12 protein-coding genes are annotated in these 13,396 nt (G+C 72.6%); 4 read left to right on the forward strand and 8 right to left on the reverse strand.

Features of this window, described 5'->3' with window-relative positions:
• Positions 1–202: 202 nt before the first annotated feature.
• The gene (locus tag QMZ92_RS16675; protein ID WP_283298170.1) at positions 203–844 is read left to right on the forward strand and encodes an HAD family hydrolase; all 642 of its coding nucleotides are present in this window, start codon (positions 203–205) and stop codon (positions 842–844) included.
• A 120-nt stretch (positions 845–964) separates the two neighbouring features.
• Here the strand turns inward: QMZ92_RS16675 and QMZ92_RS16680 are convergent, their stop codons facing one another.
• Positions 965–1,231 carry a hypothetical protein gene (locus tag QMZ92_RS16680; RefSeq protein WP_283298171.1) on the reverse strand — a complete coding sequence of 89 codons (267 nt, stop codon included), beginning with the start codon at positions 1,229–1,231 and terminating at the stop codon, positions 965–967.
• 158 nt (positions 1,232–1,389) lie between these two features.
• Here QMZ92_RS16680 and QMZ92_RS16685 point away from each other — a divergent pair, with 158 nt between their 5' ends.
• Positions 1,390–1,773, forward strand: coding sequence for a cold-shock protein (locus QMZ92_RS16685; RefSeq protein ID WP_017946048.1), 384 nt, complete (start codon positions 1,390–1,392; stop codon positions 1,771–1,773).
• A 53-nt stretch (positions 1,774–1,826) separates the two neighbouring features.
• Here QMZ92_RS16685 and QMZ92_RS16690 read toward each other — a convergent pair whose 3' ends face one another.
• From QMZ92_RS16690 to QMZ92_RS16705, 4 genes are all read right to left on the reverse strand, one after another.
• Entirely contained in the window at positions 1,827–2,684 is an 858-nt protein-coding gene (locus QMZ92_RS16690) for a 1,4-dihydroxy-6-naphtoate synthase (protein ID WP_283298172.1), read from the reverse strand.
• On the reverse strand, positions 2,681–3,400 hold the full coding sequence (locus tag QMZ92_RS16695; RefSeq protein WP_283298173.1) for a futalosine hydrolase: 720 nt from the start codon (positions 3,398–3,400) through the stop codon (positions 2,681–2,683). The genes QMZ92_RS16690 and QMZ92_RS16695 overlap by 4 nt, the downstream gene beginning before the upstream one ends.
• A 25-nt stretch (positions 3,401–3,425) precedes the next feature.
• Positions 3,426–3,905, reverse strand: a complete 480-nt coding sequence (locus tag QMZ92_RS16700) for a DUF2771 domain-containing protein (protein ID WP_283298174.1) — start codon at positions 3,903–3,905, stop codon at positions 3,426–3,428.
• A 253-nt stretch (positions 3,906–4,158) separates the two neighbouring features.
• A complete protein-coding gene (locus QMZ92_RS16705; protein WP_283298175.1) occupies positions 4,159–5,526 on the reverse strand; it encodes an MFS transporter in 1,368 nt (455 codons plus the stop codon).
• Positions 5,527–5,807: 281 nt separating this feature from the next.
• Here QMZ92_RS16705 and QMZ92_RS16710 point away from each other — a divergent pair, with 281 nt between their 5' ends.
• A complete protein-coding gene (locus QMZ92_RS16710) occupies positions 5,808–6,719 on the forward strand; it encodes a DUF3027 domain-containing protein (RefSeq protein ID WP_283298176.1) in 912 nt (303 codons plus the stop codon).
• Here QMZ92_RS16710 and QMZ92_RS36380 read toward each other — a convergent pair.
• Together QMZ92_RS36380 and QMZ92_RS16715 are read right to left on the reverse strand one after the other, a co-directional pair.
• Positions 6,710–6,991 (reverse strand): hypothetical protein, encoded by a 282-nt coding sequence (locus tag QMZ92_RS36380; protein WP_502962073.1) that lies wholly within the window; start codon positions 6,989–6,991, stop codon positions 6,710–6,712. The two genes, QMZ92_RS16710 and QMZ92_RS36380, sit on opposite strands and share 10 nt — an antisense overlap.
• A 446-nt stretch (positions 6,992–7,437) precedes the next feature.
• Positions 7,438–8,286 carry a helix-turn-helix domain-containing protein gene (locus QMZ92_RS16715; RefSeq protein WP_283298177.1) on the reverse strand — a complete coding sequence of 283 codons (849 nt, stop codon included), beginning with the start codon at positions 8,284–8,286 and terminating at the stop codon, positions 7,438–7,440.
• A 421-nt stretch (positions 8,287–8,707) separates the two neighbouring features.
• Between QMZ92_RS16715 and QMZ92_RS16720 the strand changes: the two genes are divergently transcribed.
• The gene (locus QMZ92_RS16720) at positions 8,708–11,857 is read left to right on the forward strand and encodes a sacsin N-terminal ATP-binding-like domain-containing protein (RefSeq protein WP_283298178.1); all 3,150 of its coding nucleotides are present in this window, start codon (positions 8,708–8,710) and stop codon (positions 11,855–11,857) included.
• Between the two features lie 404 nt (positions 11,858–12,261).
• On the opposite strand, the gene QMZ92_RS16725 is transcribed toward QMZ92_RS16720, so the two are convergent.
• Positions 12,262–13,245 (reverse strand): hypothetical protein, encoded by a 984-nt coding sequence (locus QMZ92_RS16725; RefSeq protein ID WP_283298179.1) that lies wholly within the window; start codon positions 13,243–13,245, stop codon positions 12,262–12,264.
• Positions 13,246–13,396 lie beyond the last annotated feature (151 nt).

A 13,396-nucleotide genomic window follows, 5' to 3' on the forward strand; every position in this document is an offset into this window, starting at 1 on the left:
CGCGGTGCTCCACGACCCGACCCCGGGCGTGTTCCGGACCGGTGTCCTGCGTCAGGCTTCCGGGGGTGTTCCGGACCCGGCGTCCTGTGCCGGTGTCCTCCGGCGCTGCCTTTCCGGTCTCCGTCACCCGGGCACCCGGGCACCCATGCACCCCGGGCCCCCGTCACCCGGGCCCCTCCGGACCCTGGGCACAATGGCACCCATGGCCTCGGAACCGCTGACCCGACCGCTCACCGTCGGCTTCGACCTCGACATGACCCTGATCGACTCGCGTCCCGGGATCCGGGCCGCCTACCGGGCGCTCTCCGCGGAGACCGGCGTGTGGATAGACGCCGACCTCGCGGTCACCCGGCTGGGACCGCCGCTGGAGCAGGAACTCGCGCACTGGTTCCCGGACGACCGGATCCTGGAGATGAGCGACCGCTACCGCGAGCTCTACCCCGAGTACGCCATATCCCCGACCCCCGCGATGCCCGGCGCCCGGGAGGCCGTCGCCGCGGTCAGGGCGCTCGGCGGGCGTGCGATCGTCGTCACCGCCAAGCACGAGCCGAACGCCAGGACTCACCTCGCCCATCTCGGCATCGAGCCCGACGAAGTCATCGGATGGCTGTGGGCGGAGGCCAAGGCGGAGGCGCTGCGCGAGCACGACGCCCTGGTGTACGTGGGCGACCATGTCGGGGACGTCCGAGGCGCGCGCACCGCGGGGGTGCTGTCGGTCGCCGTGCCGACCGGGCCGTGCGACGAGCGGGAGCTGCGTGTGGCGGGCGCGGACGTCGTCCTCCCCGACCTCACCGCGTTCCCCGCCTGGCTCGCCGGGTACGCGGGCGCGGCGGCGACAGCCTGACGGAAGCCGCTGTGCGGAGGAAGGCGGCGGCCCTCACGCACCGGCGCGGATCGCTGCTCCTGCGCGGTGGCGCCGCCCGGCGTTGACCGCGCAGGAGCCGACCGGCGTTGACCGCTGCTCTTACGCGGAGGGGGCGGACGGCGCGGACGAGCGCGCCTGACGGCGCTGCGCGGCGATCGACCGGAGCACGCCGGTGCCCGCGATCAGGAAGCCGACGCCCATCAGCATGCTCACGAGGTACGCGGCCGTCGGAAACGGCTCGGTGCCGAGGAACAGAGGGGCCACGGTGACGAGAGTGGCCACGGCGCCGATGATGAAGACGATCGCGCCGGCACGGACCAGCCCGTCGCCGGGACCGGCCGAATTCGCTTGGGTTTCATGAGTCACCCGACCAGGGTAGTTCCCAGCGCGTAGGAACCACCGGGGACGTCTTGTCAGTGGCCCTCGGACCATTAGCCTTGTGTGGTGGCGGGTCGGGCGGCCCGCTGCAGTGCTATCCAGACCGTTTTTCGCAATTCCCGACGAGTACGAGGACGAGGACAGACGTGCCTACCGGCAAGGTCAAGTGGTTCAACAGCGAGAAGGGCTTCGGCTTTCTCTCCCGCGACGACGGCGGCGACGTCTTCGTCCACTCGTCGGTGCTTCCTGACGGAGTCGACAGCCTGAAGCCCGGTCAGCGGGTCGAGTTCGGCGTCGTCGCGGGACAGCGCGGTGACCAGGCGCTTTCGGTCACGGTCCTCGACCCGACCCCCTCCGTGGCCGCCGCGCAGCGCCGCAAGCCGGACGAGCTGGCGTCGATCGTGCAGGACCTGACGACGCTCCTGGAGAACATCACCCCGCAGCTGGAGCGCGGCCGCTACCCGGACAAGGCCCACGGCAAGAAGATCGCGGGCCTGCTGCGCGCGGTAGCCGACCAGCTCGACGTCTGACCGGCACCGCGCCGCCCCTCCGACGGCACCGCGGCCGGGCCGAGGTTCGCGCGTCAGAGGCGGCGCGGTCCGACGAAGGACAACGCCTCGCGGCCGAGGGGAGGTACGAGCCCCTCGGCCGCGGCACGCGTGAGGAGGCCGCGGACGGCCGCGTAGCCCGCCTCGCCGAGGTCGGCGGTGAACTCGTTGACGTAGAGCCCGATGTGCTGGTCGGCGACGACGGGGTCCATCTCCTGGGCGTGCTCCATCACGTACGGGCGCGACGCCAACGGGTCGTCCCAGGCCATGCGGACAGACGTACGAGCGGATTCGGCAAGGAGGTCCAGCAGCTCCGGGCCCAGCGAACGCTTGGCGATGATCGCGCCGAGCGGGATCGGCAGTCCGGTCGTGGACTCCCAGTGGTCGCCCATGTCGGCGAGGCAGTTCAGGCCGTACTCCTGATAGGTGAACCGTGCCTCGTGGATCACGAGTCCGGCGTCCACCTTGCCGTCCCGCACGGCCGGCATGATCTCGTGGAACGGCAGGACGACGACCCGGCTGACCCCCTCGGGCAGCACGTCCGCGGCCCACAGCCGGAACAGCAGGTACGCCGTCGACCTCTCGCCCGGCACGGCGACGGTCGCGTCGCTCAGGTCCGCGCCCGGCTCCCTGGTGAGTACGAGCGGGCCGCACCCCCGGCCCAGCGCGCCGCCGCAGGGCAGCAGCGCGTACTCATCGAGGACGTACGGCAGCACCGCGTAGGAGACCTTCAGGACGTCGAACTCGCCGCGCTCGGCCATGCCGTTGGTGATGTCGATGTCCGCGAACGTCACGTCGAGGCGGGGCGCGCCCGGGACCCGTCCGTGCGCCCACGCGTCGAAGACGAACGTGTCGTTCGGGCAGGGTGAGTAGGCGATCTTGATCTTGCTCATCGTGCCTCCTCCTCGAGGACGGGGCGCAGCAGCCGGAAAGCGCTCCGCAGTGCGTCCAGGGCCTCGCCGATGCGCCAGGCCGCCCGGTCGCGGGGGCCGACGGCGTTGGACACGGCGCGGATCTCGACGACGGGAACGCCGTGCGTCGCGGCGGCCTCGGCGACCCCGAACCCCTCCATCGCCTCGACGGCGGCGCGGGGGTGACGTGCGGTCAGCTCGGCGGCACGGTCGGCGGTGCCGGTGACGGTCGACACCGTGAGGACGGGCCCGTGCACCGCGTCCAGTGCCTCGGCGATCCGCTCCGACAGCGCGGCGGGCGGGTGCACGGAACGCCCGAAGCCGAGTTCCTCCACGGGCAGATGCCCGTCGGATGTCTGTGCGCCCAGGTCGGCGGCGACGATCGCGTCCGCGACCACGAGCGTGCCCGGCGGCGCGACGCCCGCGAATCCGCCGCCGATCCCGGCGGACACGACCAGGTCGTACGGGGGGACGCCGGGTGCGGCCGCGGCGGCCGTCAGGGCGGTGGCCGTTGCCGCCGCCGCGGCGGCGGGACCGACGCCCCCGGCCATGACGTCCACCGTCGTCCCCGCGCCCGCGCAGCGGCGCAGGGTGTGCCCACCCGGGATGCGGTGGGCGGTCAGGGGCCGGTCGGGTGCGAGCCCGGCGGCGGCGGAGTCGGCCTCCGCCCGCACCGCGGTGACGACGAGTACGCGCATGGCTGAGCCGTTCGGGGCGGGTGCCTCAGTCCTGGGCCAGCTTGAAGTGCCAGATGCCGGTCAGCTTCTTGCCCGAGGTCTCCACGATGGACACCTGCGCGGAGCTGGAGGGCTCACCGGTCGTCGGGCTGGTGAAGAAGGCGCTGGCCGGGATCGTCCGGTACGTCTTGTGGTAGGGCTCCTGCTCGGCGCGTTCACCGCCGATGAAGATGGTCCAGCCGTTCTCGGCGATCTCGGGGTCGACACCGAAGCGGATCTTGTCGTCCGGCGCGACCGTGATGGACTTCTCGGCCTTCTCGTTGAGGCAGTCCTGGATCTGCGACTCCTTGATGGCCTGGCCGTCGTTGTAGCAGGCGGCTTCGGTGTGCACCGAGGTTGTCCCGACCGTCACGGTCGCGAGCGGCGTCGGCTTGTCGCAGGCGGAGAGTACGAGGAGGCCGGCGGACGCGGCACCGAGGGCGGCGGCGGCCCGGCGGCGCTTGCCGGAGAGGAACGCAACGGTCATGGTCCGAAGGCTATCGGGCGCCCGGTGTCCCGCAGCGCGGGGGTGCGGCGTGGCGTCTCCGATGGCTCCCCCGGCGCGGCCCGGCCAGGAGCGGGACGTGCCGGAGCGGGCCCGGCCGGGGCACCCGCAAGGCCCCCCACCGGGCGCCCCGCGGCTGCCCGTCCGCCGGCCCGGCCGTCCGCCCTCCGCCGTCCGTACGGGCCTCGCCACGCGCGGTGGGACCCCTGCTCCGGAGCCCGCCGTGCGGCCCGCCTCACCGTACGCGGGGCGCCACCGTGACCCGGCTCGGCGCCGTCGTGCTGCGGCGGGACGCCACGAGCAGTCCGCGCATCGCCAGCACCGCGCCCAGGGCCAGGATGCCCGCCGCCACGGACATGCCCACCACGCTGTTCAGCGGCAGCGAGATCCCGATCGCCCCGCCGACCACCCACGACATCTGCAGGAGCGTCTCCGAACGGGCGAAGGCCGAGGTCCGCACCGACTCCGGCACGTCGCGCTGGATCATCGCGTCCAGGGACAGCTTCGACAGCGCCTGGGACAGCCCGGCCACCGCGCCCAGCAGCGCCACCATCAGCGGGCTGAAGAACACCGCCGCGAGCACCGCCGCGGACAGCGCCAGCGTCAGTCCCGTGGCGACGATCACCTCCGGAGGCCGGTTGCGCACCCAGGCCCCGATCGCCGTTCCGCAGGCGTTCCCGATCCCCGCGGCGACACCCACCATCACCAGCGAGGCGGCCGCGCTCTGCCCCGCCAGCGGATGGACGCGCAGCAGGAACGCCAGGAAGAAGATCAGAAAACCCGACAGCATGCGGTGGGCCACGTTCGCCTGCAGTCCGTGCAGCACGGACGGGCCGACGGTCCGCAGACTCGGCTTCCGCTCGCCGTGCGTCAGCATGTGCGCCTTCCGTTCGCCCTTCGCCGAGTCGACCTTGGGTGGCATGCTCAACGAGAGGAACGTGCCCGCGACGAAGATCGCGCACGCGCCGTACAGCGGCCAGGCGGGGCCGATCTGCTGGAGGCCGACGCCGATCGGCGCGGCGATGCCCGTGGCCAGCAGCCCGGCCAGCGTCACCCGCGAGTTCGCCTTCACCAGGGCGAACCCCGTCGGCAGCAGACGCGGTACGACGGCGCTGCGGATCACTCCGTAGGCCTTCGAACACACCAGTACGCCGAGTGCCGCCGGATACAGCTCGATGCCGCCCGTCGCGACCGCGCCCGACATGGTCAGCGCCAGCAGCGCGCGGGCCGTCATCGTGCCTGCCATCGCCGCACGGCGGCCGTGCGGAAGGTGGTCCAGCAGTGGGCCGATCACCGGGGCCAGCAGCGTGAACGGGGCCATGGTGATCGCCAGGTAGAGCGCGACCCGCCCGCGGGCCTCGTCGGTGGGGACGGAGAAGAAGACGGTCGACGCCAGTGCCACGGTGATCATGACGTCCCCGGCGCCGTTGACCGCGTGCAGTTCGATCAGCTTGCCCAGTCCGGACTCGCCCGCGCCGTGCGCGTGGGTGGCCCGTCGAATGCCTCTGGCCGTTCGGGTGAACGGCAGGTGCAGGGCGCGGCCGACGGCTCGGCACGCCCTGCTCAGCGGCCCGGGAGCGCCGGACGACCTCGCGGTTGTCACGTCGTCATAGTGCCCTACCCGCCGCCGACCCGAACCGGGATTCGGACGGGCAGGTGGGCGGCACGCCACAGAGGGGGTAGCGTGCGTAGCGCGCCACCGGCGGTAGTTCCCGGCCGCGCGCCTTTTCGCCATCCCGCAGAATGGGTGACGGTAGGTGTGCCCGAGACAGAGTGCCCGGGTGCGGACGTCGATGCGGCCCTCTGGTCCGCTCCGCCCGCTGCTCGTACATCGCGAATCGGCCAGGCGCACCCGTGAGACGGCGTAGGAGAGAAGCGAGACCTGTGAGTGCTGCGACGACGCGAAGCCGTACCCCCGACCGTCTGTGCGCCGAGGCCGTAGACCTCGCCCGGACGGCTGCCGACGAGGCGGCCGCGCCCGGGGTGGTGGGTGAGCACGTCTCGCTCGTGTCCGAGGGCGACCGGGTCGTCACCCACTTCTTCGAGTGCCGGGAGGCCGGCTACCGGGGCTGGCGCTGGGCCGTCACGGTGGCCCGCGCGTCCCGCGCGAAGAACGTCACGGTCGACGAGGCCGTGCTCCTGCCGGGCCCGGACGCGCTGCTCGCGCCGGAGTGGGTGCCGTGGAGCGAGCGGCTGCGGCCGGGCGACCTGGGGCCGGGCGATCTGCTGCCCACGGACGCGGAGGACCTGCGGCTCGAGCCCGGCTACTCGGGTGAGGACGCGCCGCCGCCGAACGCGGCGGTCTCCGAGGAGATGGCCGACCGCGTCGACGCCGAGGACGCGGAGATCGTGACCCGCGCCCCGTCGCGCGGTGCGATCGCCTCCGTGGCGGAGGAACTGGGCATGCGCCGGGCACGGGTCCTCTCCCGCTACGGCCTGCACGTCGCCGCGGACCGCTGGGAGGACTCCTTCGGCGCGAAGACGCCGATGGCGCAGGCCGCGCCGGCGTCGTGCCAGTCCTGCGGCTTCCTGATGCCGTTGTCGGGATCGCTCAAGCAGGCGTTCGGGGTGTGCGCGAACGAGTTCGCCCCCGCGGACGGACGGGTCGTTTCGCTGTCGTACGGGTGCGGCGGGCACTCCGAGGCGGCGGTCATGCCGAAGCCGCCGCGGCCGGCGGCGCCCGTGCTCGACTCGATGCGGTCGGACGACTTCCCGCTTCGCCCGGCACCGGACAGCGGCTCGGTCCCGGACCACGTGGAGACGATCGCGCAGGACGAGGACCTGGGTCACTCGTAGGCCTCTCGCAGGTACGTGCCCGGCTCGGGGGCCGGAGACCGGTTCCGGCCGTCCCGGCGCGGGCGCCGCGGTGTACGCCGGAGTGGTCGAGCTCGCCCCGTACGGTCAGGGCCCCCCACGGTCGCGTCGACGACGGAGACCGTCCGGCCGGGGTCGGGCGAGGCCGCCTCGGCAATCAGCCGGGCGGAGACGGGGAACCCGAGAGACCGTCCGACCGGGACCGCGCCGGCCTTGATCCGTGCCCGGCGGACACCGGAGTCCCTCAGCTCCACCCCGGTGAACCCGCGGTGATGGCCGAGCAGCGCCTCGCCCAGCTGACCGCCCAGCAGCAGCGGTCAGAATCGAGAAGTCGACGGCGAACATGAATTGCGCGCCGAGCAGGACGATGAGGATCGCCTTTTGCTTACCCGTCATTCGGGGTGAGGTTCGGGGGACTGGGAATGCGACATGGAAAGATCATCGACCCGGGCGTCGAAGCCAACCAGTGCGCGGTCAACATACTGGCGCCGCCAACAGGCTCCTCCGCTGCCGGGGCGCGCCACGCCTCAAGCAGGCCGCGTCGAGTGCGGCACGAGGAGGGGCCGGGCAGTGTGAGCGGTATCCGGCCCCCTTGAGTCCAGCGTGCGCCAGGGCGTGACGGGGAGTCAGTGCAGAGGCACCCAGGAGTGGCCTGCCCGCTCCTTGCGGACCCGGCCTAAGGGGGACCGGGGAACTGCCCTCAGGTCACGTGACCGAGCCGGGTCCGGTCCGGGAGGTGGGAGGCCAGCCGCTCGATCGACTGCTGTGCGCCCGTGCCGGGGACCGGGAAGAAGACGGTGAGTCTGAGGCCGAGTCGTACGGTGAAGTCGAGCGTGGTGCGCTTCAGGGAGATCTCCCCGGTGTCGGGATGCTCGAAGAGGTCGATGCCGCAGGAGTCCTCCTGGACGTCCTGGGCGTTCCAGAGGTCTGAGAACTCCCGGCTCTCGCCGCGCAGGCGGTCGATTTCGGTGGCGAGCAGCGGGTCGCCGGGATAACTCGCAGCGTGGGAACGGAAACGGGCCACCACCGTGGGCGCGTCCTGTTCCCAGGCCGGGTATCGGCGACGAGTGTCCGGGTGGGTGAAGAAATCGCGGATGATGTTTCCCGAGCCGCCGTCCATTCCGAGCACTTCACGGGCGGTCCTGTTGGAGACCGTCACATTCCAGACGCGATCGGCGATGTAGGCCGGATTGGGCAGCCAGTTGTCGACGTACGGCTGCAGGGACTCGGCGTCCGGCAGTGTGGAGGCGCCGGCGTGGTCCGAGCCCAGTCCGGCGAGACGCCGGACGTAATGGCGATGGGTGTCGTCGAGATTGAGGACACGTGATATCGCGGAGAGGATCTCCGCGGAGACGTTCTCCGCACGGCCCTGCTCGATCCACGTGTACCAGGACACGCCCACCCCGGCGAGCAGGGCGACCTCCTCCCGGCGCAGTCCCGGGGTCCTCCGGACCCCTGCGACGGGCAGCCCCACCTGGGCCGGAGCGATCTCGGCGCGGCGCACGGTGAGGAACTTCCCGAGCTCCTTCAGCTGGCGCGATGTTGGCATGACGAACGCAACCCCCCGAGCCAGGTTCAGATCGGAGATCGATCCCACGTCCGTGTACTCAGAGGTAACCGATATTGTGGTGGGTTGTCTCTTTTCGGCGGATTGGCCGGATCTGGATGTGACATCGCCTCCGTCCGGCGTGCCTCGCCACACCGCGGGATCGCTCCGGGCGGCCCCGGCGTGGTCCGCGTCAGGGCCACCCCGCCCGCGCAGGCGGTGACACCGCCACCGCGAACCCCTCCGCCCGCACCACGCCACCCGGGTGTGCGATGCGAGCCCTCAGCGGAGCGATCGCGCGGGGGCGCGCGCGACGCGGTACCTTCGGGCCCCGGGACGGGGCTGTGACCCGCGCGGCCGGAACAGCCGCGACAGCGGGGAACCCGCCGGGCAAGCCGGAACAGATCAGAGAGCGGAGACAGGCGTGAGCGTCAGGACGACCGAGGGGGCCGACCCGTTCGGGACGGCGCGGTTGCGGCGTGGGGTGCTCGACGCCTGGAGCGCGAGCCCCGCGCGTTTCCGTGAGGACGCCAACGCCGAGGAGGACCTCGCGCTCGGCGGCTACCGCGATCGTGTGATCGTCGAGCTGGCCCAGAACGCCGCCGACGCCGCCGCCCGTGCCGGTGTCCCCGGGCGCTTCCGGCTCACCCTCGACCGGGGCACGCTCGTCGCCGCCAACACCGGCGCCCCGCTGGACGCCGCCGGTGTGGAGTCGCTGTCGACGCTGCGGGCGTCCGCGAAGCGTGAGGACGACCGGACCGCCGTGGGCCGGTTCGGCGTCGGCTTCGCCGCCGTGCTGGCCGTGAGCGACGAGCCCGCCGTCGTCGGCCGGCACGGCGGCGTCCGCTGGTCGCTGGCCGAGGCCCGGGAACTCGCCGCGCAGACGGCGCAGGCCGGTCCCGGTCTCGGGGACGAGCTCCGCCGTCGCGACGGCCACGTACCGCTGCTGCGGCTTCCGCTGCCCGCCGAGGGCACCGCACCCGACGGTTACGACACGGTCGTGATCCTGCCGCTGCGCGACGGGATCGCCGAGGACCTGGTCGGCCGGCTGCTCGCGGGGATCGACGACGCGCTGCTGCTGACCCTGCCGGGGCTCACCGAGATCGTGGTGGAGACCCCGGAGGGGGTCAGGACCCTGCGCCGCTCGCAGCACGGCGACCACGTCCACATCGAGGACAGCGCCCGCGGGCTGAACCGCTGGCGGGTCGTCAGCCACCACGGGCCCGTCGAGCCCGCGCTGCTCGCGGACCGGCCGGTGGAGGAGCGGCTGCGCCCGCACTGGACCGTGACCTGGGCGGTTCCCGTGGACTCCGAGGGGATGCCCGCGTACCCGGCGACCGCGCCGGTCGTCCACGCCCCGACCCCGACGGACGAGCCGCTCGGCGTGCCCGCGCTGCTGATCGCCTCCCTGCCGCTGGACACCGCCCGCCGCCATCCCGCTCCGGGCCCGCTCACCGACTTCCTGGTGCGGCGCGCGGCCGACGCGTACGCCGAACTGCTCGGCGACTGGCAGCCGGCCGGGACCGGGCTGATCGACCTCGTCCCCGGGCCGCTGGGCAAGGGCGAGCTGGACGGCTCGCTGCGCGCGGCGATCCTGGAACTGCTGCCGCGCACCGCGTTCCTCGCCCCCGCCGTCCCCTCGGAGGACGTGGTGGCACTGCGGCCGCTGGAAGCCGAGGTCGTGGAGGGCGCCGGCGCCGAGACCGTACGGGTCCTGGCGGATGTGCTGCCGACGCTCCTGCCCGCCGGTCTGGAGCGCCGTGTGGAGCTCCGGACGCTCGGTGTCGCACGGGTCCCGCTGACGGAGGCGATCGACCGGCTCGCCGGGATCGAGCGCGACCCTTCGTGGTGGTGGCGGCTGTACGACAGCCTCGCCGGTGTGGACCCGGAGCGGCTGTCCGGCCTGCCGGTGCCGCTCGCCGGTACGGGGGAGGCCGCAGGCGAGGGGGCGTCCGGGGAGGAGGGCGAGGAGCCGCGTCCACGCCGCGCGCCCCGTACCACCATCGGCCCGCGCCAGGTGCTGCTGCCGACCGCCGAGACCCCTGACGGACTGGCCCGGTTCGGGCTGAAGGTGGCCCATCAGGACGCCGCTCATCCGCTGCTGGAGAAGCTGGGCGCGCTGCCCGCGACACCGCGCGCGGTGCTGACGACCCCGCAGGTGCGGGCCGCAGTCGCCGCGTCGCTGGAGGACGGCGACGGGCTCTGGGACGAGGACGCGCCGGACAGCGAGGAGCTGGCGGAGATCGTCCTCGCCCTCGTCAGGGACGCGGGGCTGGAGCCGGGCGACGAGCCGTGGCTGGGTGCGCTGGCGCTGCCCGACGAGGACGGCGAGCTCGCTCCGGCCGGTGAACTGGTGCTGCCGGGGAGTTCCTTCGCGTCCGTGATGCGCGAGGACGAGCTGGCCCTCGTCGACGCCGAGCTGGCCGAGCGCTGGGGCGAGCAGCCGCTCGCCGCCTGCGGGGTCCTGGCGAACTTCGCGCTCGTCCGCGCCACGGACGTCGTGCTGGACCCGGACGAACTGGAGCCCCGCGAGGGCGACTTCGCCGAGCCGGACGACGTGGGGCTGCTGGACGCGGTCGACGTGTGGTGCGAGGACGTCCTGGACCGGCTGCCCGACACCCCCGTTCCACCGGTCGCGACGGAGATCGCCGCCGTGCGCGACCTGGAACTCGTGGACGACGACCAGTGGCCGCGGGCCCTCGCGCTGCTGGCCAGGCCGCCGCTGCGGGACGCGCTGACACAGACCGTCCGGGTGCTGCTGCCCGACGGCACGACCGAGACGGTCCGGCCGTACACGGCGTGGTGGCTGCGCGGGCACCCGGTGCTGGGCGGCCGCCGCCCGGCGGGTCTGCGGTCCGCGGGCGGCGATCCACTGCTGGTCGGTCTCTACGACGCGGCCGACGCGACCGGCTTCGAGGACGAGCAGGTGCTGCACGCGCTCGGCGTCCGGACGTCCGTCGCGGCGCTGCTGGACGAGCCCGGCGGCGCGGCCGAGCTGCTGGGGCGGCTCGCCGACGCGGACCGCCCCGTCACCGCGTCCCAACTGCACGCCCTGTACACGGCGCTGGCGGACCTGGACCCCGAGCAGGTGACGCTCCCGGACGAACTGCGCGCGGTCGTCGACGGGGAGGTTCAGGTGGTGGACGCCTCGGACGCGCTGGTCGCGGACGCTCCCGATCTGCTGCCGCTGACCGCAGGGCGTCCGCTGCTGCCGGTCTCGCCGGACCGCGCGGCCGATCTGGCCGAGCTGTTCCAGGTGGGACGGCTCAGCGAGGCGGTCGAGGCGGAGGTGACGACGGTGGGCGAGGAGCACCGGGTGCCGGAGTCGGTGCACGCGCTGCTGGGACCGGCGACGCCCGTGTCGTACGTCGAACACGAGGAGCTCCTCGCCGGCGGTGTCGAACTCGACTGGCGCCGCACCTCCGACGGGGCCATCCACGCCGCCACGCTGGAGGGCGTCGCCGCAGGCCTGGCCTGGGCGGCGGGCCAGTGGCCGCGCCGCTTCGAGGTGGCGGCGCTGCTGGAGGACCCGTCGCGCACGGAGGAACTGGCGCGGGACCGCTGGTTCGACTGAGGGAGCCCGAGGGCACCTCCCGGGCGGGGAACCCGCCGGTCTCCCGTCCGGGGTGCGGCGATCCACCGGGCCGGCCGGCGCCCCGTCATGCTGGGACAGGTCGTGGGCGGGTGGTGAATCGGCCGTCGGGCCGTGTACAAATGATCTCCGCCGCGGACGGACCACCGCCCACGACCAACGTGAGGTCGTGGGCGGTAGCGGCTGGCCAAGCGGTACCGAGAACACGTCCGCAGCGATACCGATTGCCGTACGTGCCGCTCGTCGCCGGTCAGGCCGCTGACGGTGCGGGAGATCAGTTCCCAACGCTGCCTGGCGAGCGAACCGGGAGTACCGCATCAAAATGCTTCAACCCCGGGCCTGGGTGGTACGGAACGGGTCGGGACTTCGGATCCCCGGGGCAGCCATCACGGGCACGAGGTGCTTTCAGACGCGGTCATGGGTCGAGAGCGGGCGACGATGGAACCGCTTCCGGTAGGTGCCGTGAAGACAGCATTGGTGATCATGAAATCCCGGTGGCCGTCTACGTGGGTACCCTTGGCGAAATGTACGTGGATGTCCCCTGAGGCGGTGCCCATTTCCGCGGCACGGGCCAGCCAGCCCACACTGCACCCTGGAACTGGCAGGCTTTCGGTCTCCGACACGGTGCTTGACCTGCCCCAGGTGTGACTGTAAGTGGCGCTCACTCCCACCTCCGCCACTCCCCAGATGGTGGCTTTGGCGGACGAGCTCACCTCGAGCGTGTCCGAGCTCTCTACAGTGTCCGACCAGCTCAGGGTATGAGTCTCGGTCTGCGACGTGTAATTGAAGACGCTGTCTCCGACAGGGTGCTCCGGCCCCGGAAAGGTGCGATAGCTCTGAGGGGTGTAGGTCATGGTGCAGACCCACTGAGAGCCCGCACATATCTCGAGGACGGCTTTGCCGTCATCGCTGTCGGCGGAGTAGGTGGTCCATCCGACAGCCGTGGTGACGGCCGCGCAGGGTGCGATCTGGTCGGCTGTTCCTCGTTCGCTGCTCTGGGTCCAGGAGGTGCCTCCGTTCCAGCGGAAGACGCCGTCGGGTGATCGGCCGTAGATGGCGTTGTCTGTGACGACCCACTGTGAGCCTGGGCCGGCGGTGCCGATGCGTTCCCAGTTCTGTCCGGAGCCCTGGTAGCGGTAGATGCCGGTGCCGTCAGGGGCGGCTCGGAGGAGTCCGGCTCCGCCTCCGTAGATCTGGTCGGCTGTTCCTCGTTCGCTGATCTGGGTCCAGGAGGTGCCTCCGTCCCAGCGGAAGACGCCGTCCGGCGACTGCCTGCAGACCGTGCTGTCGGTCGCTGCGGCAGCCGCCGGCTGTGCCGTGAGCAGCGGCGTCACGACCGCACTGGGCAGGGTGACCAGGAGCGCGGTCATCCGTACGCGCCATCGTCGCCCGGGCGGCACTGCGGCGCCCTTTCTTCGCCTCACGGCCGCATGTGAACCCGTCGCGGTTCCTGTCACCGCGGAAGTACGCCGAAAGAACAGGCGCATTGCCCGTACTCCTCTCACCGAAGCCGATACGGCT

Origin of the sequence: Streptomyces sp. HNM0645 (assembly GCF_030056615.1) — a bacterium.
Taxonomy (GTDB): domain Bacteria; phylum Actinomycetota; class Actinomycetes; order Streptomycetales; family Streptomycetaceae; genus Streptomyces; species Streptomyces marianii.

Excerpts from the sequence above, each read along its gene's own strand:
- QMZ92_RS16675 (WP_283298170.1), top strand. The coding sequence starts at position 203 with ATGGCCTCGGAACCGCTGACCCGACCGCTCACCGTCGGCTTCGACCTC.
- QMZ92_RS16690 (WP_283298172.1), bottom strand. The coding sequence starts at position 2,684 with ATGAGCAAGATCAAGATCGCCTACTCACCCTGCCCGAACGACACGTTC.
- QMZ92_RS16695 (WP_283298173.1), bottom strand. The coding sequence starts at position 3,400 with ATGCGCGTACTCGTCGTCACCGCGGTGCGGGCGGAGGCCGACTCCGCC.
- QMZ92_RS16700 (WP_283298174.1), bottom strand. The coding sequence starts at position 3,905 with ATGACCGTTGCGTTCCTCTCCGGCAAGCGCCGCCGGGCCGCCGCCGCC.
- QMZ92_RS16715 (WP_283298177.1), bottom strand. The coding sequence starts at position 8,286 with ATGCCAACATCGCGCCAGCTGAAGGAGCTCGGGAAGTTCCTCACCGTG.
- QMZ92_RS16725 (WP_283298179.1), bottom strand. The coding sequence starts at position 13,245 with ATGACCGCGCTCCTGGTCACCCTGCCCAGTGCGGTCGTGACGCCGCTG.